The sequence below is a fragment of the Stenotrophomonas sp. NPDC077659 genome, assembly GCF_050268705.1.
Classification (GTDB): domain Bacteria; phylum Pseudomonadota; class Gammaproteobacteria; order Xanthomonadales; family Xanthomonadaceae; genus Stenotrophomonas.
The window spans coordinates 45,758-67,432 of the sequence record NZ_JBNNHG010000005.1; the positions used below are offsets into that span (position 1 = coordinate 45,758).

At 66.6% G+C, this 21,675-nt stretch carries 38 protein-coding genes, 1 tRNA gene and 1 pseudogene; 19 read left to right on the forward strand and 21 right to left on the reverse strand.

Annotation, left to right across the window (positions count from 1 at the left end):
- Nucleotides 1-128: 128 nt before the first annotated feature.
- The 13 genes from ACQKDV_RS01645 to ACQKDV_RS01705 form a co-directional block, all read right to left on the reverse strand.
- Entirely contained in the window at nucleotides 129-1,877 is a 1,749-nt protein-coding gene (locus ACQKDV_RS01645) for an SNF2-related protein (protein WP_427782050.1), read from the reverse strand.
- Complete coding sequence (locus ACQKDV_RS01650) at nucleotides 1,877-2,308, reverse strand: hypothetical protein (RefSeq protein ID WP_427782051.1); 432 nt, start codon at nucleotides 2,306-2,308, stop codon at nucleotides 1,877-1,879. Before ACQKDV_RS01650 ends, ACQKDV_RS01645 begins: the two co-directional genes overlap by 1 nt.
- Entirely contained in the window at nucleotides 2,308-2,685 is a 378-nt protein-coding gene (locus tag ACQKDV_RS01655) for a hypothetical protein (RefSeq protein ID WP_427782052.1), read from the reverse strand. Before ACQKDV_RS01655 ends, ACQKDV_RS01650 begins: the two co-directional genes overlap by 1 nt.
- Nucleotides 2,682-2,867 carry a hypothetical protein gene (locus ACQKDV_RS01660; protein WP_427782054.1) on the reverse strand — a complete coding sequence of 62 codons (186 nt, stop codon included), beginning with the start codon at nucleotides 2,865-2,867 and terminating at the stop codon, nucleotides 2,682-2,684. Before ACQKDV_RS01660 ends, ACQKDV_RS01655 begins: the two co-directional genes overlap by 4 nt.
- Nucleotides 2,864-3,649: a phage antirepressor KilAC domain-containing protein gene (locus ACQKDV_RS01665; RefSeq protein ID WP_427782088.1), complete on the reverse strand. Its 786-nt coding sequence runs from the start codon at nucleotides 3,647-3,649 to the stop codon at nucleotides 2,864-2,866. The genes ACQKDV_RS01660 and ACQKDV_RS01665 overlap by 4 nt, the downstream gene beginning before the upstream one ends.
- Nucleotides 3,650-3,654: 5 nt before the next feature.
- Nucleotides 3,655-4,167, reverse strand: coding sequence for a hypothetical protein (locus ACQKDV_RS01670; RefSeq protein WP_427782055.1), 513 nt, complete (start codon nucleotides 4,165-4,167; stop codon nucleotides 3,655-3,657).
- A complete protein-coding gene (locus ACQKDV_RS01675; RefSeq protein ID WP_427782056.1) occupies nucleotides 4,167-4,697 on the reverse strand; it encodes a hypothetical protein in 531 nt (176 codons plus the stop codon). Before ACQKDV_RS01675 ends, ACQKDV_RS01670 begins: the two co-directional genes overlap by 1 nt.
- Entirely contained in the window at nucleotides 4,684-5,244 is a 561-nt protein-coding gene (locus ACQKDV_RS01680) for a hypothetical protein (protein WP_427782057.1), read from the reverse strand. The genes ACQKDV_RS01675 and ACQKDV_RS01680 overlap by 14 nt, the downstream gene beginning before the upstream one ends.
- Nucleotides 5,245-5,260: 16 nt before the next feature.
- On the reverse strand, nucleotides 5,261-6,265 hold the full coding sequence (locus tag ACQKDV_RS01685) for a YdaU family protein (protein WP_427782058.1): 1,005 nt from the start codon (nucleotides 6,263-6,265) through the stop codon (nucleotides 5,261-5,263).
- On the reverse strand, nucleotides 6,262-6,621 hold the full coding sequence (locus ACQKDV_RS01690; RefSeq protein WP_427782059.1) for a hypothetical protein: 360 nt from the start codon (nucleotides 6,619-6,621) through the stop codon (nucleotides 6,262-6,264). Before ACQKDV_RS01690 ends, ACQKDV_RS01685 begins: the two co-directional genes overlap by 4 nt.
- Nucleotides 6,618-6,944, reverse strand: a complete 327-nt coding sequence (locus ACQKDV_RS01695) for a hypothetical protein (protein ID WP_427782060.1) — start codon at nucleotides 6,942-6,944, stop codon at nucleotides 6,618-6,620. The genes ACQKDV_RS01690 and ACQKDV_RS01695 overlap by 4 nt, the downstream gene beginning before the upstream one ends.
- On the reverse strand, nucleotides 6,941-7,543 hold the full coding sequence (locus ACQKDV_RS01700; protein ID WP_427782061.1) for a hypothetical protein: 603 nt from the start codon (nucleotides 7,541-7,543) through the stop codon (nucleotides 6,941-6,943). Before ACQKDV_RS01700 ends, ACQKDV_RS01695 begins: the two co-directional genes overlap by 4 nt.
- Nucleotides 7,544-7,647: 104 nt before the next feature.
- Nucleotides 7,648-7,914, reverse strand: a complete 267-nt coding sequence (locus ACQKDV_RS01705) for a helix-turn-helix domain-containing protein (RefSeq protein WP_427782062.1) — start codon at nucleotides 7,912-7,914, stop codon at nucleotides 7,648-7,650.
- Between the two features lie 82 nt (nucleotides 7,915-7,996).
- On the opposite strand from ACQKDV_RS01705, the gene ACQKDV_RS01710 reads away from it, so the two are divergent.
- The 12 genes from ACQKDV_RS01710 (at nucleotide 7,997) to ACQKDV_RS01765 (ending at nucleotide 11,971) form a co-directional block, all read left to right on the forward strand.
- Nucleotides 7,997-8,530, forward strand: coding sequence for a helix-turn-helix domain-containing protein (locus ACQKDV_RS01710; protein WP_427782063.1), 534 nt, complete (start codon nucleotides 7,997-7,999; stop codon nucleotides 8,528-8,530).
- A 112-nt stretch (nucleotides 8,531-8,642) separates the two neighbouring features.
- On the forward strand, nucleotides 8,643-8,807 hold the full coding sequence (locus tag ACQKDV_RS01715; protein ID WP_427782064.1) for a hypothetical protein: 165 nt from the start codon (nucleotides 8,643-8,645) through the stop codon (nucleotides 8,805-8,807).
- Nucleotides 8,804-9,229, forward strand: a complete 426-nt coding sequence (locus ACQKDV_RS01720) for a hypothetical protein (protein ID WP_427782065.1) — start codon at nucleotides 8,804-8,806, stop codon at nucleotides 9,227-9,229. Before ACQKDV_RS01715 ends, ACQKDV_RS01720 begins: the two co-directional genes overlap by 4 nt.
- A gap of 124 nt (nucleotides 9,230-9,353) precedes the next feature.
- On the forward strand, nucleotides 9,354-9,872 hold the full coding sequence (locus ACQKDV_RS01725) for a hypothetical protein (protein ID WP_427782066.1): 519 nt from the start codon (nucleotides 9,354-9,356) through the stop codon (nucleotides 9,870-9,872).
- Nucleotides 9,869-10,153 carry a helix-turn-helix domain-containing protein gene (locus ACQKDV_RS01730; RefSeq protein ID WP_427782067.1) on the forward strand — a complete coding sequence of 95 codons (285 nt, stop codon included), beginning with the start codon at nucleotides 9,869-9,871 and terminating at the stop codon, nucleotides 10,151-10,153. Before ACQKDV_RS01725 ends, ACQKDV_RS01730 begins: the two co-directional genes overlap by 4 nt.
- Complete coding sequence (locus ACQKDV_RS01735; protein WP_427782068.1) at nucleotides 10,150-10,374, forward strand: hypothetical protein; 225 nt, start codon at nucleotides 10,150-10,152, stop codon at nucleotides 10,372-10,374. Before ACQKDV_RS01730 ends, ACQKDV_RS01735 begins: the two co-directional genes overlap by 4 nt.
- A complete protein-coding gene (locus ACQKDV_RS01740) occupies nucleotides 10,371-10,685 on the forward strand; it encodes a hypothetical protein (RefSeq protein WP_427782069.1) in 315 nt (104 codons plus the stop codon). Before ACQKDV_RS01735 ends, ACQKDV_RS01740 begins: the two co-directional genes overlap by 4 nt.
- Nucleotides 10,682-10,861, forward strand: a complete 180-nt coding sequence (locus ACQKDV_RS01745) for a hypothetical protein (protein ID WP_427782070.1) — start codon at nucleotides 10,682-10,684, stop codon at nucleotides 10,859-10,861. The genes ACQKDV_RS01740 and ACQKDV_RS01745 overlap by 4 nt, the downstream gene beginning before the upstream one ends.
- Nucleotides 10,858-11,043 (forward strand): hypothetical protein, encoded by a 186-nt coding sequence (locus ACQKDV_RS01750; RefSeq protein WP_427782071.1) that lies wholly within the window; start codon nucleotides 10,858-10,860, stop codon nucleotides 11,041-11,043. The genes ACQKDV_RS01745 and ACQKDV_RS01750 overlap by 4 nt, the downstream gene beginning before the upstream one ends.
- Nucleotides 11,043-11,288: a hypothetical protein gene (locus ACQKDV_RS01755; protein ID WP_427782072.1), complete on the forward strand. Its 246-nt coding sequence runs from the start codon at nucleotides 11,043-11,045 to the stop codon at nucleotides 11,286-11,288. Before ACQKDV_RS01750 ends, ACQKDV_RS01755 begins: the two co-directional genes overlap by 1 nt.
- 17 nt (nucleotides 11,289-11,305) lie before the next feature.
- Nucleotides 11,306-11,512, forward strand: a complete 207-nt coding sequence (locus ACQKDV_RS01760; protein WP_427782073.1) for a hypothetical protein — start codon at nucleotides 11,306-11,308, stop codon at nucleotides 11,510-11,512.
- 9 nt (nucleotides 11,513-11,521) lie between these two features.
- The gene (locus tag ACQKDV_RS01765) at nucleotides 11,522-11,971 is read left to right on the forward strand and encodes a hypothetical protein (protein WP_427782074.1); all 450 of its coding nucleotides are present in this window, start codon (nucleotides 11,522-11,524) and stop codon (nucleotides 11,969-11,971) included.
- Between the two features lie 35 nt (nucleotides 11,972-12,006).
- Here ACQKDV_RS01765 and ACQKDV_RS01770 read toward each other — a convergent pair whose 3' ends face one another.
- Together ACQKDV_RS01770 and ACQKDV_RS01775 are read right to left on the reverse strand one after the other, a co-directional pair.
- Complete coding sequence (locus ACQKDV_RS01770; protein WP_427782075.1) at nucleotides 12,007-12,234, reverse strand: hypothetical protein; 228 nt, start codon at nucleotides 12,232-12,234, stop codon at nucleotides 12,007-12,009.
- 387 nt (nucleotides 12,235-12,621) lie between these two features.
- Complete coding sequence (locus tag ACQKDV_RS01775) at nucleotides 12,622-12,873, reverse strand: hypothetical protein (RefSeq protein ID WP_427782076.1); 252 nt, start codon at nucleotides 12,871-12,873, stop codon at nucleotides 12,622-12,624.
- Between the two features lie 118 nt (nucleotides 12,874-12,991).
- Between ACQKDV_RS01775 and ACQKDV_RS01780 the strand changes: the two genes are divergently transcribed.
- The 7 genes from ACQKDV_RS01780 (at nucleotide 12,992) to ACQKDV_RS01810 (ending at nucleotide 17,792) form a co-directional block, all read left to right on the forward strand.
- Nucleotides 12,992-15,112, forward strand: coding sequence for a DNA cytosine methyltransferase (locus tag ACQKDV_RS01780; RefSeq protein WP_427782077.1), 2,121 nt, complete (start codon nucleotides 12,992-12,994; stop codon nucleotides 15,110-15,112).
- A complete protein-coding gene (locus ACQKDV_RS01785) occupies nucleotides 15,109-15,285 on the forward strand; it encodes a hypothetical protein (protein WP_427782078.1) in 177 nt (58 codons plus the stop codon). The genes ACQKDV_RS01780 and ACQKDV_RS01785 overlap by 4 nt, the downstream gene beginning before the upstream one ends.
- The gene (locus tag ACQKDV_RS01790; protein WP_427782079.1) at nucleotides 15,282-16,226 is read left to right on the forward strand and encodes a phosphoadenosine phosphosulfate reductase family protein; all 945 of its coding nucleotides are present in this window, start codon (nucleotides 15,282-15,284) and stop codon (nucleotides 16,224-16,226) included. The genes ACQKDV_RS01785 and ACQKDV_RS01790 overlap by 4 nt, the downstream gene beginning before the upstream one ends.
- Nucleotides 16,223-16,546: a hypothetical protein gene (locus ACQKDV_RS01795; protein ID WP_427782080.1), complete on the forward strand. Its 324-nt coding sequence runs from the start codon at nucleotides 16,223-16,225 to the stop codon at nucleotides 16,544-16,546. Before ACQKDV_RS01790 ends, ACQKDV_RS01795 begins: the two co-directional genes overlap by 4 nt.
- Nucleotides 16,543-17,115, forward strand: coding sequence for a hypothetical protein (locus tag ACQKDV_RS01800; RefSeq protein WP_427782081.1), 573 nt, complete (start codon nucleotides 16,543-16,545; stop codon nucleotides 17,113-17,115). Before ACQKDV_RS01795 ends, ACQKDV_RS01800 begins: the two co-directional genes overlap by 4 nt.
- On the forward strand, nucleotides 17,112-17,480 hold the full coding sequence (locus tag ACQKDV_RS01805) for a hypothetical protein (RefSeq protein WP_427782082.1): 369 nt from the start codon (nucleotides 17,112-17,114) through the stop codon (nucleotides 17,478-17,480). The genes ACQKDV_RS01800 and ACQKDV_RS01805 overlap by 4 nt, the downstream gene beginning before the upstream one ends.
- Nucleotides 17,481-17,558: 78 nt before the next feature.
- Complete coding sequence (locus tag ACQKDV_RS01810) at nucleotides 17,559-17,792, forward strand: helix-turn-helix transcriptional regulator (RefSeq protein ID WP_427782083.1); 234 nt, start codon at nucleotides 17,559-17,561, stop codon at nucleotides 17,790-17,792.
- 93 nt (nucleotides 17,793-17,885) lie between these two features.
- On the opposite strand, the gene ACQKDV_RS01815 is transcribed toward ACQKDV_RS01810, so the two are convergent.
- From ACQKDV_RS01815 to ACQKDV_RS01840, 6 genes and pseudogenes are all read right to left on the reverse strand, one after another.
- Nucleotides 17,886-17,961, reverse strand: a tRNA-Lys gene (locus ACQKDV_RS01815).
- Between the two features lie 231 nt (nucleotides 17,962-18,192).
- On the reverse strand, nucleotides 18,193-18,858 hold the full coding sequence (gene queC / locus ACQKDV_RS01820) for a 7-cyano-7-deazaguanine synthase QueC (RefSeq protein WP_427782084.1): 666 nt from the start codon (nucleotides 18,856-18,858) through the stop codon (nucleotides 18,193-18,195).
- 78 nt (nucleotides 18,859-18,936) lie between these two features.
- Nucleotides 18,937-19,638 carry a 7-carboxy-7-deazaguanine synthase QueE gene (gene queE, locus ACQKDV_RS01825; protein ID WP_427782085.1) on the reverse strand — a complete coding sequence of 234 codons (702 nt, stop codon included), beginning with the start codon at nucleotides 19,636-19,638 and terminating at the stop codon, nucleotides 18,937-18,939.
- 110 nt (nucleotides 19,639-19,748) lie between these two features.
- Nucleotides 19,749-20,564, reverse strand: coding sequence for a tol-pal system protein YbgF (gene ybgF / locus ACQKDV_RS01830; RefSeq protein ID WP_427782086.1), 816 nt, complete (start codon nucleotides 20,562-20,564; stop codon nucleotides 19,749-19,751).
- 3 nt (nucleotides 20,565-20,567) lie between these two features.
- Entirely contained in the window at nucleotides 20,568-21,086 is a 519-nt protein-coding gene (gene pal / locus ACQKDV_RS01835; protein WP_427782087.1) for a peptidoglycan-associated lipoprotein Pal, read from the reverse strand.
- A 63-nt stretch (nucleotides 21,087-21,149) separates the two neighbouring features.
- Nucleotides 21,150-21,620 (reverse strand): annotated as a pseudogene (locus tag ACQKDV_RS01840) (Tol-Pal system beta propeller repeat protein TolB); the annotation flags it as partial.
- Nucleotides 21,621-21,675: the final 55 nt, after the last annotated feature.

A 21,675-nucleotide genomic window follows, 5' to 3' on the forward strand; every position in this document is an offset into this window, starting at 1 on the left:
GACCCAGCGGGAACGGCCGTCCAGCCAGACATCCCAAAGGCTGCCGTCTACCCGGCACCTGATGGGGCCCACCTTTCCTTCCAGGTACAGGTGGTGCGTTGCCTCGTCAAGGCTGAGGAATTTGGGAATCATCGGGAGGTCTCCATGGTTGTAACGTTGGTTGTTTCCAGGGCCACGCCCTGCTGTTGAAGGAACTGCTGGGCCAGCGCGCGCAGCTGGTTCTCGCCTACGTCCAAGCGCTCCACCAGGTGTTCCCCCGGGCTACGCACGCCCTCGATCTGCTCGCGCTTCACCCCGAGCACATCCGACACGATCGGGTCGCTGCCGCTGTCGGAGAGCAGGAAGTACGCCATGACCGGTTCTGTCTGGCCGTCGCGGTGCACACGGCCGATGCACTGTTCGTGGACGCCGGGCGACCAGTCCAGCTCGCCGAACACCACGGTGCTGCACACGTGCTGCAGCCCGTCGATGCCAGCGCCAGAGCGGAGGCTGATCAACATCAGCTGGCTGTCCCCGATGATGAATGCCTCCTTCGCCGCCTGCTTCTGGTTCGGCGACTCGCTGCCGGTGTACATGACAGGGTTGTACGCAGCCAGCTTCTCCTGCCAGATGCTGTAGACCTCACGGTGCCACCCGAACAGCAGCACCTTCTGGCCGCTCTCCAGCAGGAGCCTGACGAACTCGGCCACGTAGGGGGCCTTGGCCACGCCCGTCGCCTGCCGCAGCAGCCGGTCGAACTCGCCGGCGGCCTGCATCTTCTCGCCGCGGTACTGCTCATTGGCCCGCAGGATGATCCGCGCCAGCGCTGCGGCATCGCCGGTAATGGCGTCCAGCGCCTTGGCATCGGCCTCCACCTCGTGCGGGATCTTCGACAGCGCTGGCAGCTCGCGCCCCACTTCCTTGCGGGTTCGCCGCAGCATGATGCCCTGGCGCCGCAGGTACTGGCCGAACTGCTCGGCGTCCTGCAGCTTGGCCTTCTCCCCGGGCGCGGAGATGCACCATTCCCGGAGGAACTCGTCATAGGTGCCCAAGCAGCCCGGCAGCAGCGGGTCGACCACGTGGAAGAACTCGCACCCGTAGTTGTAGATCGGGGTGGCGGTCAGGCCCATGCGCAGCCGTGCCCGGCTGGCCAGGTGGCGGCAGGCGCTGTGGATGTTGCTGTCCGGACTGCGCAGCTGCTGGCATTCCTCGAACACCACATACTGCGCTATCTCCCCCAGCGTCTCAGCCCAGCCCCGGAGCTTGTGGTAGCTGACCAGGATCACGTCCGGCAGCGTGTCCCACAGATCCTTGATCCGCTGCTTCGGCTGCCGCACGAGCGGGTACGGCGCACCTTTCCTGATGTGGTGCACGCGCAGCTGCGGCGCGAACTCGGCCAGCTTCTCCGGCCAGTGGTTCGGCAGTGCCGCCGGGTACACCACTACCGCCGGCAGGTTGCCCGGCGCGGCCATGGGGCAGATGCCGGTGACCGTCTTGCCAAGGCCAAGATCGTCGGCCAGCAGCAGGCCGCCACGGATGGACAGCTGTGCGCCCGCAACGCGCTGGTACTCCCGCGGCGGCTTCGCCAGCGTGAACTCCGGAATCTGCACGTGGCCGGCCAGCAGCTCGCTCAGACTGCGCTCCATATCCACGTGCTCGGCGGCCAGCAGCTGCAGCGCGCGCTCGGTGTCTGCATCCATCGACAGCGGGTAGCGCTGCGTGAACCACTGCAGCTCCCGGCTGTTCTCTGGCGTGGCCGACAGGTCGATATGCTCAGCGGCATGCTGCCGCACGCGGGGAAACACGCGCTTCATGCGCGCGCGCACCTGCGGCTCGCAGATCACACGCCAGGTACTGCCGGCGGCGCTGTACAGGAGGGTTCCATAGGTCGTCTGCATCACAGTGCCTGCCTCTTCAGCCGGATGATGTTGAAGGGCTTGCCCTGCCAGCCCGGCCGGGCCACGAGCGGGCGTTCGCCCCAGCGTTCGGTGGTGACCAGGAGCACCCCGCGCACCTGCGGCAGATTGATGTAGCGCCCGACCTGCCGCAGAGCATCGGCGAGCGAGCCGGCCACCTTCACCTCGATCACCAGGCCATCCAGCCAGAAGTCAGCGCGGTTGCTGGCGTCCAAGCGGTACTCGCGCACGTGCGCATGGCCTGCCTTGTCCAAAACGGTGGCCAGAACCTCGTGCAGCTGGACCTCCGACCCATAGCGATACCCGAACCCGGCCAGCAGCCGGCCAATGCCCTTCAGCTGCAGCTGCTCTTCCACGGCGGTGCCCGGCTTCACCGGTGCCACCTCCCGCTGCGTGATGATCTGACTGCCCATCAGGGCACCTCCGGGCCGGCCGGCTCGGCCGCATAGTGCGTGATCGCCGGGTTGTCGCCGCGCCAGCTCCCGAAGACAGGCCGCTCGCTCACCGAGTCCCACAGCATCAGCCGCGTGCCGTCCTGCGGCGCCTCGGCGATAGGAAGCCACTCGGGCCTCGGCGGAAGCGCGATCAGGTCCTCCAGCCACTGCAGGGCTGCGTAGGTGTCCTCGAAGAACTGTTCCTCGCTTTCGCCGTATAGCTGATCGATCTCCGGTCCGAAGTCGACAACCCAGTGGGGATAGCGTTCGCCACCACCCACCGTCCATTCCCACGCCGCGTTGACGACAGACAGGCCACGGCGTTTGGCCGCGGCGATGATCTTCCGCTTGCTCATGCTCGCTGCTCCCAGCTGGCCGTCAGGCGCTGCACCTGCCCGCCCCGCTTCTCGAACTGCTCCACGGTCTCGGCCGGGCCGGTCCAGGCTACGGCCTTCTCGCGCCTCGGCCTGGCCACCGTGTTCTTGTCCATCCGGCGCTCGCGCGGTGCCGGGCGCTGTTTCAACGCCTGGCCGCTCACGGGCTCACCTCGGCCGCCAGCTGCAGCGCGGTCGCCGCGTCGGCCTGCGCCCAGGTCATCTGCCCCCGGTCGATGCTCTCGGCCAGCCGCGACAGTCCCTTCGCGGTCACCAGCACCTGCTCGTGCACACGGTCCGGCTCACCTTCCCGCCGATGCACTCTGGCCTTGTGCGTCAGCACACCCTGCTGGAGGCGGTTCTGGTAGGCCAACCAGTTCTTGCTGCCGGCGCGGCGGTAGATCCAGCCGTGCTCGGCCAGCCAGGCGAACAACTGCCGCGGCTGCACCTGCAGCATCTTGGCCGCGGTGCTGATGTTGAAGGCGCCATCGGCCTGGGTCAGCCGCAGCAGCGCGCGCACCTGCGGTTCCTGGTACTGCACGCGCGCCTCGAGGATCTCGGCCTTCTCGCTGTAGGACAACAGCAGCGCGCGCAGCGTCGCCGGATCGGTCAGCGCCTGCATGGGGTCAGGCGCGGGAGCGCCCGCCGCCAGCGCGTCATAGGCGCGGATCACCTGCAGGCTGAAGCTGGGGCTGATCCACATGGCATAGGCGTAGACCAGCTCGCGCACTACGTAGCTGCCGCCGTAGCGGCCGGCCACCGAGTGCACGGGGTAAACCCGGGATTCCCCGGAATTGGCCAGCTCGGCCACCAATTCCTCGGTCTGCTTCAGGCGCTGCCAGTCGCTGGGCTGGTGCCGCTTGGCGCCGCCGGCGGCCTGGTGCAGGTCGTTAAGGCAGAACCTGCCCACATCGTCGCGGCGCACGCTGGCGCCGCCAATCATCATCGCGTTCAAGAGAACACCTCCGTTTTCCAGCCGCCGCCGGGGGCGCGCTGGACTGCCAGGAATCGGAACGGGTACATCGCAGCAGCCACCTTCACCTTCACGCGGGCGTCTTCCTCCCAGTGACCCTTCACCTCGTGGGCTTCCAGGTCACCGGTGGCCGTCATCACGAAGAAGTCGATGGTGAGGTGGGTCTTCTCGGCCAACTTCAGCTTCACGGACTCGAATCGGAACCACGCGATCTCGCCGGCGGCCAGCTGCAGCGCCAGGTGCGCGGCGTACGCCTCCTCTGTTTGGTTCATCACCCCGGGCACATGCCGGGGCCGGCCGCGCGCGACCTTGCCGGCGGCGTTGCCGCTGACGGAAGCCTGCGCTGTCGCCGGCGGCCGGTAGGCGCGCGCCGCGGTTGCCGCCGGGGCCGAAGCGGCCGTGCTTGCCTGGACCAGACGGCGCATGCCCTCCGGCATGTCCTGCATCGAGGCGTAGCGGAGCGAGCGGCTGGACGTCTTCTTCGGCGGCATCAGGCGGATGCCTCCGCAGCGCCCCACACGCGCAATGCGCGCTGTCGGAAGGCTTCGAACTCGTGCCGGGCGCGCAGCTGCGCGGCCTGGTGCTCTCGGTCAATCTGCTCGAGCATGCAGTCGAACTCGACGTTGAGCAGGCCCATCAGCTGCTCCATGGAAATACCACCCCGGGTACGGAGTGTCGGCGCCGGTGCCAACTGCGGCATGGCCAGCTGCTGTTGACCGGACGGCGGCAGGGGCATGCTTTCCACGCGCCCGGCATCAGTGACCGCCCACGTGGCTTCCGGACGGCCGTGGCGAGCGCTGACGCGGTTCTCGCAGCGGCTCACCAGCCCATCCCGGTCCAGCTCACGCAGCAGGCCGGCGGCAGCGGCGGTCGTCAGCAGCATGGCCTCACGCGGCGCCCCACCCTCGAGCGCGGCGTTGCCCATAAGCTCCAGCGCCTCGGCCGCGGTGCTGTCACCGTGGACTCCCAGGCAGAACAGGAGCAGCTGCCGCTGGTAGGCGCGGATATCAGCCTGCTCCATGCGCGCCTCCGAAACCCAGCTCGGCAGCGGCGAGCGCCATGGCGCTGCGCGCGGCATCGCGATCGCGCACCGTCTGCGGCTCGTACTTGGGCGCGGGCAGCGCTGCTACCGGTGCCGGAACGGTGCCGCAGTCCATGACGTGTTTCACCGCCCGCTCGTAGGCATTGGCCAGCATGCGCTGCTGCAGCGCACCGCTCTCGGCAGTGCGGTAGGCGTGCAGGTCCAGCATCGACCGCACCAACACGGTGAACCCGCTGTGGGCCTGGCCGGGCCGCATCTGGCCGTCGACCTCGGCCAGCGCCGGAACGCCCAGGCACATGGCGCGGAACTGGCCGGGGTTCGGCGGCCACTGCAGCGCGCTGCGCAGGCAGTTGGCCAGGCCTTCGGCCACCTGCCGCGGGGTGATGCCGGACATCACCTGGAACCACAGCTCACCGGCGGTGGTCAGGCTGCCTGCGTTGTTCACCGGGGCAGCGCCGTTCTCGCGCACCCACTTCCCGGGGAACATGCCGGCCATGCGTTCCCACACGGTCCACAGGGCGCTCACCGCGCGCTGGTCCGGGTCAGTGCTGGACGCATTGGAATTCGCCTTCGATGACGTCGCTGCCTGGTCCGCCAAAGCCGCCAGCTGCCGCGCGCTGTTCGTGGCGTCGTCGCTCCTCTGCGACGTGTTCGGCAGAACCGAGTTGAGGGTTTGCATTGGGGCCTCCGGGATGGGTGGTGTTCGTCGGCGTTGCGCCGGCGGCTTTTCGGCTTCGAGCGGTCTGGATTGCCCAGGGGAAGGGCTTGGCCACAGGCGGGGATCGGGTCAGCCCCTCGGCGGCGGTGTCGGCCAGCTCCTGCGGGGTCACACCTTCGGCCAGCGCGGCGATCAGGTCGGGATGGCTCGGATTGGTCGAGTGGCAACCGGCCTGGCGCATCAGCACACACGCACGCCCCGCATCGGACGCACCGCTCAGAGATCCTTGAGCGTGCAGTGATGTATCTGGAGTAATAGATATGGGGTCTGGGGTCTGGTTACCCGTGTTCACGCCTGTGTTCACGCCCCCTGTCACGCGTGACTCTCCGTGACTTGTCACGCGTGACAGGTGGGCCAAAGTCACGCGTTCATCGCCAGTCACATGCGTGACGTGCAGCGCCTTCAGCTCCGCCATGGAGGCCATGCCGCTCGGTACGACACCCACGTTGCGTAGGTCTTCGAACAGCATCGTGCGCCGCGCTCGCGTGCGCGCCTGACGCTCTGCCTCAGCCTGCTTCCTGTCTTCTCGGCGCCCCTGCCCGTCAGCAATGCGAACCTGGGCCGTGGCGATCTGCTCGTCGCAGCGCTTGCTGTGGCGCAGGCCATCGTCACCCACAGGGAAGTAGCGCTCGGCGACCTTCTTGACCGCGGCCTTGTCGCCTGCGGAGATGGCGCCGGCGATGATGTGCAGCTCGGCCAGACTCTCCGGCAGGGCCTGCTCTTCCGCGTAGTAGGCGAGCATCAGCTTGAAGTAGGCCCCGTGCTCGATCAGGGACAGCCGTGTGGTGTCCTTGAGGTAGTCGCCGGGGTACATCTCGAAGTAGATCACGCCCTATCCCCCGCGCCGCGCAACAGCGGCGCCAGAGGCAACGGCTCCGGGGCCCGGCCGGGAATCGGGTTCCTGGGCATATCGGACATGCCCAGCGCATCGGCCAGGCTGCGCCGCCAGCGGAACGCGGTAGCGCGGCTGACGTTGAACCGGTCCTGCACCTGCTGGACGGTCGGGAAGTTGTTGCAGCGCGTGGTCACCCAGAGCGCGAAGTCGATGACGATCTTCGTCTGGCAATGACCATCGAGCGCGGCCTTGCGGCGGTGGTCCGGCGCAGGCGAGCTGACTGGCGCGTCGCAGAGACTGCTGGTGCGCTGCGCGCCGCAGACGGTGCCCAGGCTGGCGAGCGGGCTCATGCTGCCTCTCCTGCCCGGCCTGCAGGCGGAAGATGGCGCCCGAGCGCAGCAGACAGCGGCTGGGCGGCCGGGATCCTTCCGCGCGCGGCCAGAGGGTCATGCAGGTCGTTCAGCGCGGTCAGCCAGCGGTACGCCGTGGCGCGGGACAAGCCGAACTTCGACTGCAGTCCGTCGACCTGCAGCGGTTGCGGCTGCTCCTTCGCCCAGAGCACCACGTCGACCATGGGCAGCAGCTGCACCACGTTCTCGGGGATGCGGCGGCCGGCAGCGTCGAACTCGCCAACCACGGCAATCGCCCAGCTCACCATCGCGGCGGAACTCATTGGCGGCCACCGCTCACCGAGCGCGGTGCCAGCTCCTGCAGGTGGCCGGTGACGTACTGCCTGGCGGTGTTCAGTTCGGCTTCCAGCTGACCCATCTCGTCCAGCGCGCGGCGCATCTCCGGAATGTCCATCGCGCAGATGCGGCCGTCGGCCAAGATGTTGGTCAGGGCCTCGAGGGTGTGACCGAACTCCACCGACAGGCGGGCCACTGCCAGGACGCCGGCATGCGGCTCCATCATTGGGATTCGCGCACCGAGGAATCCGTAGCGCTGGGCCAGCTCGCGGGAGCAGGCATCGCGCCACTGCGTCGGCAGCGCGCGTACCCATGACTCTTCCAGGTCCACCGGCATCTTGACCGTGCCGTTGCGGATACGGCCCACGATCTGGGCGTTCGCCTTCAGCGCGCGCTCGATGCTGTCGGCATCTGTGCCGGTGTGGAACTGGACGATGCGCTCGGTCGGAGCCACATCCACCAGGTACTGATCGGCGATGGCCTGGGCGAGGCTGCTGTCGGTGTGGCCGCTGTTGCGGACGGCGTCGGTTGTGTGGCGGAACACCACCGCGGATCGGGGCTCGTGGTACTGAGGATCAGGCTTCATTTACGCACCTCGGGAGGCGATGCAAAGTGGTCGCCATGGACAGGACGACCGGAATTCATGGAATGGAACTGCTGAGCCGGAGGGCAAACCTCCGATCGCATGCGTCAGGCGACGTCTATACGGACGATTCGATCCGAGTCAGGGTCAGGCTCCGGCTGCACCCCGAAGATGTCGGGCCGCAGTTCATGCCTCGACACCTGTGTCATCGCCTCAATCGAAAGGATGTGGTGGGCGGCGACCGGCCTGCGGCCAGTCCTCCACTGCGAAACCAGGGCCGGGTGAACCTTGAGCAGGCGCGCGAGCGAGCCCTGCCCGCCCACCGCGTCGATGGCCTTCTGGATCGGTGTGACGGTCTGAGTGGCTTCGTTCATGCGCCAAACATAGCAGTGCTATTTACCCAAGTAAATAGCATCGCTGTTCGTCTTGCTGAACGCCTTCAAATAGCATCGCTATATGCCTAGGCCCGCCAACCCCAAGACCACTGAAGGCCGCGCGATCGCGGAGGCCATCACCCGCTCCGGACTGACACAGTCGGTAGTGGCAGAGCGCCTCGAGGTCACCCCAAGTTTCATCTCCCAGTTTGCAACTGGCCTGCGTCCGGTCCCTTGGGATAAGGCTGAGGCCCTGGCTGATGTGCTGGGCATGCAGCCGCAGGAAATCAGTGCCGAGTACGCACGGCTGATGGATCGATTTGGCACGTCTCAGGTTGCGAGACTTGACGCCGATATCGTGAACTCTGCCATCGCTGTGGTGCGCAAGGCTCTGGATCTGGCCACAGGTGAGACATTCGATGTCGAGCAATCCCCCGATCTGTTTGCCCAAGCGCTGCGCGTAGCACTTGCCGCAGATTTAAGAAAACAAGGGAAGGGGAACGATGGATCTCGATCAGGAAATGGACAAGCTGGCGCAGCTGATCGCGCTACGCGCACAACGGAAGATGGGCGTGAAGCCCAAGCTTACGGCGGTCGGAAGCGTAAAGCCGGCTGAGCCCGAGGGAGTACCTGTTGCGAGCGCTAAGCCCGCAATGCGGATGGATGTTGTCCTGCGCGAATCCCATTACCGCATGATTCGGCACTTTCGCCGCAGGTGGGGGGCGCCGATGCAGCTGCTCATTGACCAGGCTTGTTTCGGATACATGGGGATCGAGCAGATTCCCGATGATGACCTGATCCAGCTTCACAAGGATCTTGAGCGCGCCGAGGATTGCATGCGCGACGGTGTCAGCTTCGAAGATGCAGGGCTGCTTCGCAGCCGCTATGGATGAAAGGAGACTCTTCAGTGCGAAGGATTATTTTTGCCACCGCTCTCTTTGCCTTCTCGCTGAGCGCTTGCGCCAATGCAGGCGGAGACAACACCGCGGCGCGTGCTGCCGCTGCGAGCGCAACAGCTTCAGCGAACGAGGCCGCTGCTGAGGCACAGAAGGCGATCGACATCCTGCGCTCGTCTACTGCAGAACTCTGCCAGGGCGAGTCAACAGCGGCCGAGAGAGTCATGACGGCCAGGCAGGCCGGAGTACCGATGTCGACAGTAATGGCTGCGGCCACTAAGCAAGGTGAGCCATACGTCGGATTCGTGCGCGCAGCCTACGACGCTCCCAGGCTCTCCACTAATTCAGCGAAGGAGCTGGTCCAGGGTGAGTTCCGGGACGTTGCCTATAGCAACTGCCTAAAGCGCTGGGAGTTCTAATTTCTTAACGGATTCACAAATTTTCTGCCTCGATCTATGATCGTAAACAGCATCGCTATTGTAATGCTTAGATAGCAGCGCTATTGTTCTCGCCGACGGCATCAGCCGGTACGGAGACCTAGCAATGCATCTGACCACCAGCAACCTGCGCTCGGCCCGCCTCGGCCTGGTCGCCCTCGCTTGTTTCATCGCCTTGGCCGTCACGGCTTGGGCATCCCCCAGCGACGCGCCGGCGGCGCCTGCCGACGGCAGTGCCCCGGAAGGACTGGTGATCACCAGCCCGCGCATCTGCGCCGCCCTGGCCGTGTACGAACTGGCCGCCACTGACGATTGGGGCCTGCGCGCCACAGTCGCCAACACCAGCCTCAATGCCTTCCGCGACGCCAGCCGCGTGCCGGACTGCGCGCCTGGCATCACCAAGGCCCTCACCCAGAGCTTCCAGCCTGAGCGCTGGCAACTCGCCCTGGACGCGGCCGATGCTGTGCTGAGCGGCTCCTACCAGGTCTCCCCGGCAGCATGCGTCCGGGCCAATGCGGTTGTCCCCCTGTCGACCGCAGACGGCAAAGAGCCGAGCACGTCCCCCGTGCTGGCCCGGGCGCAGTGCGTGATGTACGACCTGGCCTTCATCGAGGTGGCGCCGTGATCGCCGGCCTGCGCACCGAGCCGCGCGCGGCACTGGTCGGCGCCCTTCGCCTGCCCCTCAGCCCCACCGAGTCGAAGGTGCTGCAGCTGATCATCGACGCCGGCGATATCCCGGTCAGCCGCGCGAAGCTGGAAGAGAAGCTGTACGGCGCCGCCGGCATCAAGTCGAACACGGTGCAGGTGACCGTCTGCCGCCTGCGCCAGAAGCTGATCCAGCACGGTTACAGCATCAACGCAACCCGTGGCCGCGGCTACACGATCAGCAAGGACGGTGCCGCGTGACCGCCGTCATCAGCTACCCGCTCGCCGAGCGCGCCGCCGGCGCGGCCAAGGCCGTGGCCGCTGCCGCCGCAGGCATGGGCTTCGCTCCAAACCAGGTGGCCGCTGCCGCCGACGTTGCAGCCTTCGCCGTGCTGGACCGCCGCGCCAGCGCCGGCCGCGCCATTGCCGACGTGCGCAAGATCCTGCGCCGCATGCTGCGCACCCAAGGCGGTGCCGCGTGAGCGCCCGCACGGCCGTCCGGCAGGTCGAGTTCACCGCCAAGTGCTTCGGTGCACACCTCGGCCTCTCTCGGTCCGATGACAACCCATGGCGCATGTCGCTCTACACCTTCGTGGGCAAGAACAGGACCCATCGCGGTATCGCCTTCGCATGCGCCCGCCCTGGCCAGATGCCGCGCGTGAATCTGCGCGATCCCGACACCGACACCCCGGCCGCTCTGTGGCTTGGTTCGGCCTGCATCGATCTGCCAGCCAGCCTCGCGCCGAAGGTCCAGGCATTCCTCGCTGAGCATGCCGCCGGTGGTGCGCCGTGACCGACCAGGACTTCTTCGCGCAGATGCAGATCGTCATCCCGCCCATCGCCCGGCCGGCAGCGCCGGCAGCTCACCGCTGCGAATGCTACCCGGCCAACCACCACGTCTGCGACGACTGCGAGGCCGTCGACCACGCGCTGCGCCAGCACGCACCGAGCGAGGACCACGCCGAATGAAATCCCTTGGCATCAAGCTGCCGGCACCGGCCCTGACACCGGACCAGCGCGCGGCGCTGGACCGCGCCAAGAAGCCGCGCCGGCATCCGTATCGCGTCCACCAAGGCAGCGGACAGGAACAGCGCGAGGCCGCAGAGCGCCGCGAGCGCATCGCGCCGGGCATGCACCGGATGGTGCGCTGATGGCCCGCCTGCGCTGTCTGGGCGGCGGCCACGACGCGGTGATCGCCAGCACGATCCCGCCGACGGCAGAGCAGCGTCTGGCGCGGTACCGGTCAGCACTGGCCGCCCACCCGGACCGATTCCACGCGCTGCGCGTGCGCTTCGGCGAAATCCAGCAGCGTGTGATCAAGGCCGGCCACCGCATCAACTACGCCGCTTGGCAGAACCGCATGTCGGCGCTCTGGCCACCCGTCGGCCGCGACTGACGCGAAGGTCGGTGCCCATGGACCACAGGAACCAGCTCGACATCTTCGACAACGACCCAGCCCGGCTGGCTAAGGCCAACCGCATCGCCGCCGAGAACGCCCTGACCGATCCGTTCTTCTCCGGAAAAGTCCGTCAGGAGCGGCACGACCACTACATCGCCGAAGCCAAGCGCCTTGAGCGACTGGCAGCAATGGCCGCGCCGCCGGCCACCACCACAGCCTGAGATCTCCCGATGAAACAGCCTCAGCCCAGCGCCTCACCCACGCCCAACGCCATTCCCGACAGCGCGGTCGAAGCATTCCGCGCCGCCTATGCCGCACATGGCAGCCAGAAGGGTTACGCCGATGCCATCCGCGCCGGCCTGGCCGCTGCGGCGCCGCTGATCAGCCAGGACGCGATGCTTTCGCTGGAACAGGATGCACATAGCTACCTGGTCCGGCAGCTGGATTTCGCGCTGAATGGAGAGGCCGCAGCAGCGCGCTCGCCGATGCTGGCCGATCTTTTGAGCCAGTGCCGAGAAGAAGCCCAGCGTAGAAATGGCCCGGTGCTGACGACTGTTCCGGTGGACGCCCAGCGATACCTGCGCGGCGTATTTCAGATCATCGCAGAAAGCGCGCGGGAGCTAAGTGACAGCGCGGTGCGCCAGATCGATCTGATCAACACCCGGGAAGACAAGCCGTGAGCGCACGCAAGAACCAACCGACGGCTGGCGCGCTATCAAGCCTTCGGGGTCAGCTGGGCAATATGCCGCTCGACCGCAGTCAATCCCAACTGCATTGCATCGCCCTTGTTCCTGATCACGCCCTCAATACGCATCTCGACAGCGACCCCGTCGACGGTTGCCGAGTAGAGGAAAACGTCATCGACATGGCTAGTGACGGTCAGCAGAAAGCTGTGACCTTGGATCACGCCTCGCATCGTTCGGTGGTAGCCACCAGTCTTCATGGACAATGGAGGGTTGTGGGCAGTCGACAATCTACGCTTGCCGGCCAGACCGTGAAAGACTCATTTTCGGCACGCATCCATGCAGAAACGGCACGGCCGGCCGCCCACCGGCTGCCGGGCTCAGTACCAGCCCTCGCCCATGACCTCGGTCAGCAATGCCTCGGTCTTCGCGACAGCATCCTGTCTCGACTCGACCGGGACATCCAAGCCGAGGCGGCTGGGGCCGTACACAACGTGGAATCCGATCAGGGTCGCCTTGCCCCCTGCCTCACAAACGACGCGAACCGTAACGGTCCGACCTCTGACGGTCAGATTCCAGTCTTCCTGCCTGTGCATCCCGTCGCCTTCGCACCTCCCCCTGTCGGGGTGCGTCTGCGCTCGAGCTTATCACCAGAATCGAGCGGCTCGATTGGCCCGGCATTCGCCAGGTGTCAGGGTTTTGGCGACAGCGCGGGCGGCGTTGATCCCGCCGGCGATGGCCTCTTCTCGGGAAACGAAGTCGGCACCCGCATGGATCTGTTCAAGGAAGACGGCCTCCCCCGGGGCGTAGACGAGGCCCATGGCCTTCCACTTGCTCGGCGCGCAAGCGTCCTGACCAGCTACAGCCACCAGCTTGAACACGCCCTCGTGCTCGTCCATCGGTCTCCCTCCCTGAGTCCAGGCGCCGACATTACTACCACCCACGGTGCGCAACCAGTGAAAGCCGACCGGCTATCACCTGACAGCAAGCACCTGATCCCTTCCGAGGAACTGCCCCATGGCTGACGGCTCCCGCTCCTTCAACTTCCCCGCGCCGCAGCGCTCCCGCCTGCGCTCGGGCGAGATCGTGGTCGACCTGTTCGCCGGCGGCGGCGGCGCCAGCGAAGGCCTCAAGCAGGCCCTCGGCATCGATCCCGCCCTGGCCTACAACCACGACGAGCTGGCCATCGGCATGCACGCCGCGAACCACCCGCTCACACAGCACCACCGCGAGGATATCTGGCACGCCGAGCCGCGCGTGGACGTGGCCGGCCGCCCCATCGGCTGGTTCCATGCCTCCCCGGACTGCACCCATTTCAGCCAGGCGAAGGGCGGCCAGCCGCGCAGCCGGAAGACCCGCGCCCTATCGTGGGTCGTGTTGAAGTGGGTTGGCCAACTGCTGCGCGCTGATCGCCTGCACGGCACCGACACCGCCCCGCGCATCATCTCCATGGAGAACGTCTGGCAGATCCTCACCTGGGGTCCGCTGGTTGCCAAGCGCTGCAAGACCACCGGCCGCGTCATCAAGATGGACGGCACCGTTGCAGCGCGCGGAGAGCATGTGCCGGTTGCGAACCAGCAGCTGGTGCCGGACAAGCGCCACAGCGGACGCACCTGGCAGCAGTTCGTGGCCGCTCTGCGTGCGCTGGGCTATGCGGTCGAATGGCGCAAGCTGGTGGCCAGCGACTATGGCGCCGGCACCAGCCGCGAACGCCTGTTCCTGCTCGCACGCCGCGACGGCGAGGCCATCGTTTGGCCAGAGGCCAGCCACGGCCCCGCGCCGGGCCAGACGCCCCGCGTCACCGCCGCCGACTGCTTGGACTTCTCTATCCCCTGCCCATCCATCTTTACCCGTGCCCGGCCGCTGGCCGACGCCACCATGCGCCGCATCGCCAAGGGTGTGATGCGCCACGTCATCAAGTCGGCCGATCCCTTCATCGTGCCGGTGACGCACCAGGGTGGCGACCGCGTCCACGATGTGCGCGATCCCATGCGCACCATCACCGTCGCTAACCGCGGCGAGCTGATGCTGGCTGCCCCAGAACTGGCGCCGTTCCTCACCGAGCATGCCAACGCCAGCCGCCAGCGAACGATGCCGGCCGACGAGTCGCTGCCTACGGTTTGCGCCGGGGTGAAGGGTGGCCACTTCTCCGTTGTGACACCGATCCTGGCCGGCGTCGGCGGCAGGGCGGGCCAATCAGAGCCCCGCTCAGGCGACGAACCGCTCTACACCATGACTACGAAAGCAGACACCGCACTCGTGGCGCCAACGTTGGTGCAGACCGACTACGGCGAACGTGAGGGCCAGGCTCCGCGCGCGCTCGACCTGCAGCAGCCGCTGGGCACGGTGGTTGCCGGCGGCGTGAAACATGCCGTGGCAGCTGCGCACCTGGTGAAGTTCCGGGGCGACAGCTGCGGCACGCCGGCTAGCGAGCCGGTGCCCACCATCACCTCGGGTGCCGGCGCTGCACGCCCAGCAGGCGCCGCGCATGCCCTTGGCGTGGCCGCTGCCTCGCTGGTCACTCTGCGACGGAACATGGTCGGAGCAGACGCACGCACGCCGCTCACCACCGTGGCGGCTCAGGCAGAGCACCACGCCGTCTCCAGCGCCTTTATGGTCCAGGCAGCACATGGCGAAGGGAAGCCGGGCGGCGTCCAGCGGTGGGGCACTGGCAGCAAGGATGCGCGTACCCCCGTTGGCACGGTCACCGCCAGCGGCAACGGTGGACACGCCATGGCTGAGGCCGAACTGGCCCAGCTGTCGCCCGAGCAGGAGGCGGGTGCGCTGCGCGTCGCCGCCTTCCTGGTGAAGTACTACGGCAGCGGCATCGCGGTTGACCTGCACGACCCGGTGGACACCATCACCACCAAGGACCGTCTGGCGCTGGTCACCGTCCACATCCAGGGCGTGCCGTACGTGATCGTGGATATCGGGTTGCGGATGCTCAAGCCCCACGAACTGTACCGTGCGCAGGGCTTCCCGGCCGACTACATCATTGATCGCACCGCCAACGGCACGCCGCTCAGCACCAGCGCAGCCGTGCGCATGGTCGGCAACAGCGTCAGCCCGCCGCCGCTTCGCGCCCTGGCCGAGGCCAATCTTGACCGCGTTCCGGCCGACTTGGCGGTGGCCGCATGACCGGCTTCAACCAGGCCAAGCACACCGCGCGCGTGTTCCTCTCGGAATGCCGCGCACGCCGGCACGGCCACGGCTTCTGGTTCGTCTTCAACGCTGCACAGCGCGCGCGCATGCGCGCCTCTGCACCTGCCCCCCAGCCGGCGCCGTCGGCTCAACCGGACCTGTTCGCATGACCAACATTCAGCACCTGGTGAACGTCTCCGGCGGCAAAGACAGCACCGCCGTGTACCTGCGTGCAATCGAGCTGGGACGGCCGTTCCGTGCCGTGTTCGCCGACACCGGTAACGAGGACCAGCGGGTCTACGACTACGTGGCGGACCTCCCGCGACTGACCGGCGGCCCGGTTGTGGAGACGGTGCGCGCCGACTTCACCCGGCAACTGGCCCAGCACCGCGCGTACATCCTGCAGCAGTGGCCGCTTGAGGGAATTCCCGACAGCATCGTGCAGCGCGCTGCCGAGTTGCATGAGCCGACCGGTGTTCCGTTCTTGGATCTCTGCATCAGCAAGGGCCGATTCCCGTCCCGCATGGCTCAGTTCTGCACCGAGGAACTGAAGACCATCCCCATCACCACCCAGGTGGTGGGACCCATGCTCAAGGCCGGGCCGGTGCTGCAGTGGCTGGGCATCCGGGCGGAGGAATCCGCCAACCGCGCCAAGCAGCCCCGTTTTAACCGCCATGAATCTGGCTGCCACGTCTGGCGTCCGATCTTCGACTGGACCGTTCTGCAGGTCTGGGAGCAGCACCGTAAGCACGGGATCCAGCCCAACCCGCTCTACGCCCTGGGGATGGGCCGCGTTGGCTGCATGCCTTGCATCAACTGCCGCAAGAGCGAGCTGCGGAACATCGCGGACCTGTTCCCCGACCACATCCAGCGAATCCGTGAATGGGAGGAAGTCGTCGCCTCGGCCAACAAGCGCCGAAGCGCCACGTTCTTCCCCGCAGTGACCGACCCGACCGACGTTGACCGGCCTGGCACGTATTCCCGAATCGACACCCTTGTGGAGTGGAGCCGCACCAGCCGCGGCGGTCGCCAGTTCGATCTGTTCTTCCAGCGTCAGGCCGGCGGCGGATGCACTTCTGACCTTGGCCTGTGCGAAAGGAGTGCGGCATGAGTCCGGGCCCCAGAGCTGCAGCCGTCCGCGCCGCCCTGCGCGGCGCCGCCCCCGCGAACGCGTCAGTTCGCGACATGATCCGCCGGTACTGCCGCGAGCACGGCAAGGATCTGGCCTGCCTCGCACACGCGTGGAACTGCAAGGTGCTCAGCGTGTGGCGCGTGTTCGGCCGTAAGAGGCCACTGCTGCCACGCCAGGTGGAGGGGGTCATCTCCCTGTTCCAGCTGGACGAGTTCGACGCCAACGACCTGCGCCTGCGCGCCGCGCGCGAGGCCGGCTGGCAGATCGACCCATCGATGCTGCTGCAGGAGGATGCTTGAGCACCAGCAACACGAGCACGAAGGCAGGGGAGCCGGTGGTCAGCGACACATTGCGCGCCATGCGCGATACAGCGCGCGCCGGCGGCACGGTACCGGCCGAGCAGGTTGGCGAGTGGTTCCAGGCAATCCGGGATCAGCTGTATGCGGAGCAGCGGCCGGTGCGCCTGGAGGCATGCGCATCTGGTTCCCCATACTGGATCGAGGTCGACGAGCGTGGCTGGCACCGAGCGCGGAAGCTGAGGCACAGGCTGCGCGCTCTCTATGTCCATCCGCTGCCGGAAGAACGCCGCAAGGGCACGCTGGATCACATCTGGTCGGCTGACCGCACCCACTGCACCAGGTGTAACGCGCCGCATGACTGGGCGGAACCGATCTGCGATCCCCCGAAGGAGCCGGTGCGCATCCCACTGAAGCGTCAGCCCTACAACCCACTCTGGGTGGTACCTGTCCTGGACCGCCTTGAGCGCGCCATCCGCCGGGAAAGTAAGCAGGAACGAGACTACTGGAACCGACAGATCGCCCAGATGCGCAGGACCATCGAAGAGCACACGAAGGAGGCACCGCGTTGAAAATTGAGCAGATCAGTCCGAGCAGGCCGACCCCGCTGGCCCACCTGCAGCGCAGCGCGATCGCGGTTGCGGCAGCGCTTGAAACCGCGCAGACCAGTACCCCCGCGGGCGGGTTGTCGATGACCTTCACCTTCGCGGGTGAGGCGCATCTGCAGGCCGCACGCGACGCCTGGCGCGCGTACGCATACTCCACGATCGACGCACCGGCGCCGCTGGCAGCAACGGCGAGCCAGAGACTGGCGGCTCAGATCGGGCAGGCGCTGTTCAATGATCCGACGATGGACCTGATGCAGATCGCCAACCGAGTTGAGGCCGCGCGGAGGGCGCTCGGGGTGCCTCTGCTGATGTCCGCAGGCACCAGTTAGAGCTTTCTCGTTTCCAGAGACAACAGCCAACCACACTACGGCCAGGCCGCAGTGGCAATCAGCAAAGTAGAGGTACACATGACCAGCACCGTCGACAGCGACAACGCCATCACCACCACGACCGACGACGCGCTGATCGCCCTGCGCAAGGTCGAAGAGGACTGCGGTTTCTCCAAGGCCAGCATCTACCGGATGATGGCGCGCGGCGAATTCCCGAAGCCTGCCAAACGCGCCGGGCGCAGCGTGCGCTGGTTGAAGTCCGAAGTGCAGCAGTGGGTGCGCAACGAATGGCGCCCGCAGGCACCGGCCTGATCAAGCACCGGGAATGTAGGCACCATGTAGGCACCAAACGAAAAAGGCACCGCAGAGCGGTGCCTTTTTGACGACCTAAGTCGTTGAATGCATTGGTGGGCCGTGATGGATTCGAACCATCGACCAAAAGATTAAAAGTCTTCTGCTCTACCGACTGAGCTAACGGCCCGTGCATGCCCTGCCTCTCGGCGGGGTCCGCATTTTACCCTATTTTCAATGCCTGGTGGGAGAGCAGTCGAGCAAGCTCGACTTTACGACGCAGCCTGCGGTGGTCATCCGGATCGGTAGCGCCGGCCCATGCCCGGCGGGGAGCCTGCGAACCAACGGTTCGCACCCACCAAGAGCCGGTTCGCACCCACCAGGGGCTGGTTCGAATGCCGGCCAGCGGCCGGCACTACCATCAGGCGTACAGCGTCGGGTCGGCTACGCCGGCGTCGGCGAAGCCCTGTGCGCGCAGGCGGCAGGCATCGCAGTGGCCGCAGGCGGCGCCGCTGGCGTCGGCGTTGTAGCAGGACACGGTCAGGCCGAAATCCACGCCCAGGCGCACGCCTTCGCTGACGATCTGCGCCTTGCTCAGGAACTGCAGCGGCGCGTGCACGGTGATGCCCGCCCCTTCCACGCCCGCCTTGGTGGCCAGGTTGGCCAGCGCCTGGAAGGCGGCGATGAACTCGGGGCGGCAATCCGGGTAGCCCGAGTAGTCCACCGCGTTGACGCCGCAGAAGATATCGTTGGCACCGAGCACTTCAGCCCAGCCAAGGGCCAGCGAGAGCATGATGGTGTTGCGCGCCGGCACGTAGGTGACCGGGATGCCCGCGCCGCCCGCTTCGGGCACGTCGATGTCATCGGTCAGGGCCGAACCGCCGATGCTGCGCAGGTCCACGTCCACGGTCTTGTGGGCGATGACGTCCTGGGCCTTGGCCACGCGCACGGCGGCGTCCAGCTCGGAGGTGTGGCGCTGGCCATAGCGCACGCTCAGGGCATGCACGGCAAAGCCCTGTTCCTGGGCCATGGCGATGACGGCGGCTGAATCCATGCCGCCGGAGAGAAGCACGACTGCCTTCTTCATGGGTAAAAGATCCGGTTGGGAGGGGAAAGCCAGCACGCTGTCCCGCGCCGGAACTACATCAGGGCACCACGCCCGGGCTCATCGGCCCGGCTCGTCGTTCCACAGAATCTTATGCAACTGCATCTGGAAGCGCACCGGCAGCCGGTCTTCAACGATCCAGTCGGCCAGTTGGCGCGCGGTGATCTCGCCCTTGCTGGGCGAGAAGAACACGGTGCAGCGCTTCACCAGGTCGTGCTCGGCCAGCATGCCCTTGGCCCAGTCGTAATCTTCGCGGCTGCAGATGACGAACTTGATCTGGTCGCGCGCGGTCAGCAGCGGCAGGTTTTCCAGGCGGTTGCGCGCGGCTTCGGCCGAACCCGGGGTCTTGATGTCGACCACGCGCGACACGCGCGGATCGACTGCGCTGACGTCCAGCGCGCCGGACGTTTCCAACGAGACGTCCATGCCGGCATCGCACAGCTTCTGCAGCAGTACCAGGCAGCGCTTCTGCGCCAGCGGCTCGCCACCGGTCACGCAGACATGGCGCACGCCCTGGGCCAGCACCTCGGCCACGATGTCGTCGATATCCCACCAGGTACCGCCGTGGAAGGCGTAGGCCGTGTCGCAGTAGTTGCAGCGCAGCGGGCAGCCGGTCAGGCGCACGAACACGGTCGGCCAGCCGGCGGTATCGGCTTCGCCCTGCAGCGAGGTGAAGATCTCGGTGATCTTCAGCCGGGGCAGCGGCGACTGCACGATGTCGCTGGGGGTGGCGACGGCGTTGGACGGGATAGCGGCGGTCATGGCGGGCAATTCTTCATGGAGCCGGCGACCGGTTTACCGGCGCCGGAAACGAAAGCAGCCGAGCATGGGCTCGGCTCTACAGGTTGCGTATTGTACGCCCGGCGGGGGGATCAGCGGATCTGCTTGCCCAAGCGGATGGACTGCAGGCGGTCCTGCGCGGTGCGCGCGGCATCCGAGCCCGGGTACTGCGCCACCACGGTTTCCAGGGTCTGCTGGGCCTGGTCGACCTTGCCTTCGCCATACAGCGAGAGGCCAACCTTGAGCAGGCCGCCAGAGGCCTTGTCGTGGGTGGGATAACGCGAGATCAGTTCACGGAACTGGGATTCGGCCATCGGGAAATTGCGGGTGGCGTAGTAGCTCTCACCCAGCCAGTACAGCGCGTTGGGGGTATAGACGCCGTTCGGGTACAGCTCCAGGAAGCTCAGGAACAGCTGAGCCGAATCGTCGTACTTGCCGGCCTTCAGCGCATCGAAGGCGACATTGTACGAGGTCCGTTCGTCACCGCTCGCCGCCAGGCTGCCCGGGTCGCCATGCACCGAAGGCGGCCGCTCGGAAGTGGCCGCTGCCGTCGGCTGCGCCGGGGCCGCAGGGGCCTTCGACGTGGTCGCCGGAACGGGCGGCAGGGCCGGTGCGGCGCCCCCTTCCAACCGGTTCAGGCGGCTGTCCAGATCCAGATACTGGTCCTGGGAGGTCTGCTTGAGCTGGGCGTTTTCGTGCTGGATCTGCTCGAGGGTCGACTGCAGGCTGGTGACCTGCTGCCGCAGCTGATTGATCTGGTTCAACAGGTCCTGGTTGGCACTGTTGTTGTACATCTGCTGCTCGAGCGCGCCGACACGGTCGGCCAGGCTCTGTCGCTGTGCGTGCGCCGGTGCGGCAGCCACGAGGGCTGCCGCAACGACCAGCATCAGTTTGATGCCGATGCGCATGGATTACTGCGCGGTGTAGACGATTTCGACGCGACGGTTCTGCGACCAGCAGGACTCGTTCGACTCGGTGCAGACCGGACGCTCTTCACCGTAGGACACGACGGTCAGCTGCGAAGCCGAGCCACCGTTGGCCTGCAGGGCCGAGTTGACGCCGTTGCCACGACGCTCGCCCAGGGCCTGGTTGTACGCACGCGAACCGCGCTCGTCGGTGTGGCCCTGCAGGGTGATGCGCGAGGACGGACGGTCACGCAGGTACTTGGCATGGCAAGCCATGATCGCCTGGAATTCCGGCTTCACGTCTTCCTTGTCCAGATCGAAGTAGACAACGCGCTGACGCAGGCAGGCGTCGGTGTCCAGGTCGCCCGGGCCGTACAGGCCGGAGGTGGACGGACCGGTCGGAGCGGTGGTCGAGGAGCCGGTGTCGACCGAAGCCGGGGCTTCTTCCTTCACCTTCTTCGAGCAACCGGCCAGGACGGCCACAGACAGCAGGGAAACAAGCAGAACGCGGGTGGACTTGTTCATGGCAATACCTTTGTGGCTCCTAGGCCGATGAGGGGTCAAGACAACGAAAATATTAACACTCTTTTAGCGCTGGGTACGGTATGGGGACCATGCCGGTTCGCGCACATCACCATCGGCCAGGACCAGACGCTGGCGGACGCGCCCATCCGCCGAGACGGCATACAGCACACCACGGCCACCTTCGCGGGCGGCGTAGAGGATCATGCTGGCGTTGGGGGCGAAGCTGGGCGACTCGTCCAGCGAACCCACCGAAACCGTGTCCCAGCTGGCCGAACCGCGCGAACTGTCCATCACCGCGATCTTGTAGCTGTTGCCCGAGCCCTGGGCCACGGCGATCTTCTTGCCGTCGTAGGACACCGAGGGCTTGGCGTTGTAGTTGCCCTGGAAGGTCACGCGCTCGGCACTGCCGCCGCCCGCCCCCACCTTGTAGACCTGCGGACGGCCGCCGCGGTCGGAGGTGAAGTACACCGCGCTGCCATCCGGGGCCCAGGTCGGCTCGGTATCGATGGCGAAGTGGTTGGTCAGCTGGGTCAGCTATACGTCCACTTTCGTGTTTGCAGAGTGCTGTGTTTTTGATAAACAGTCGCAG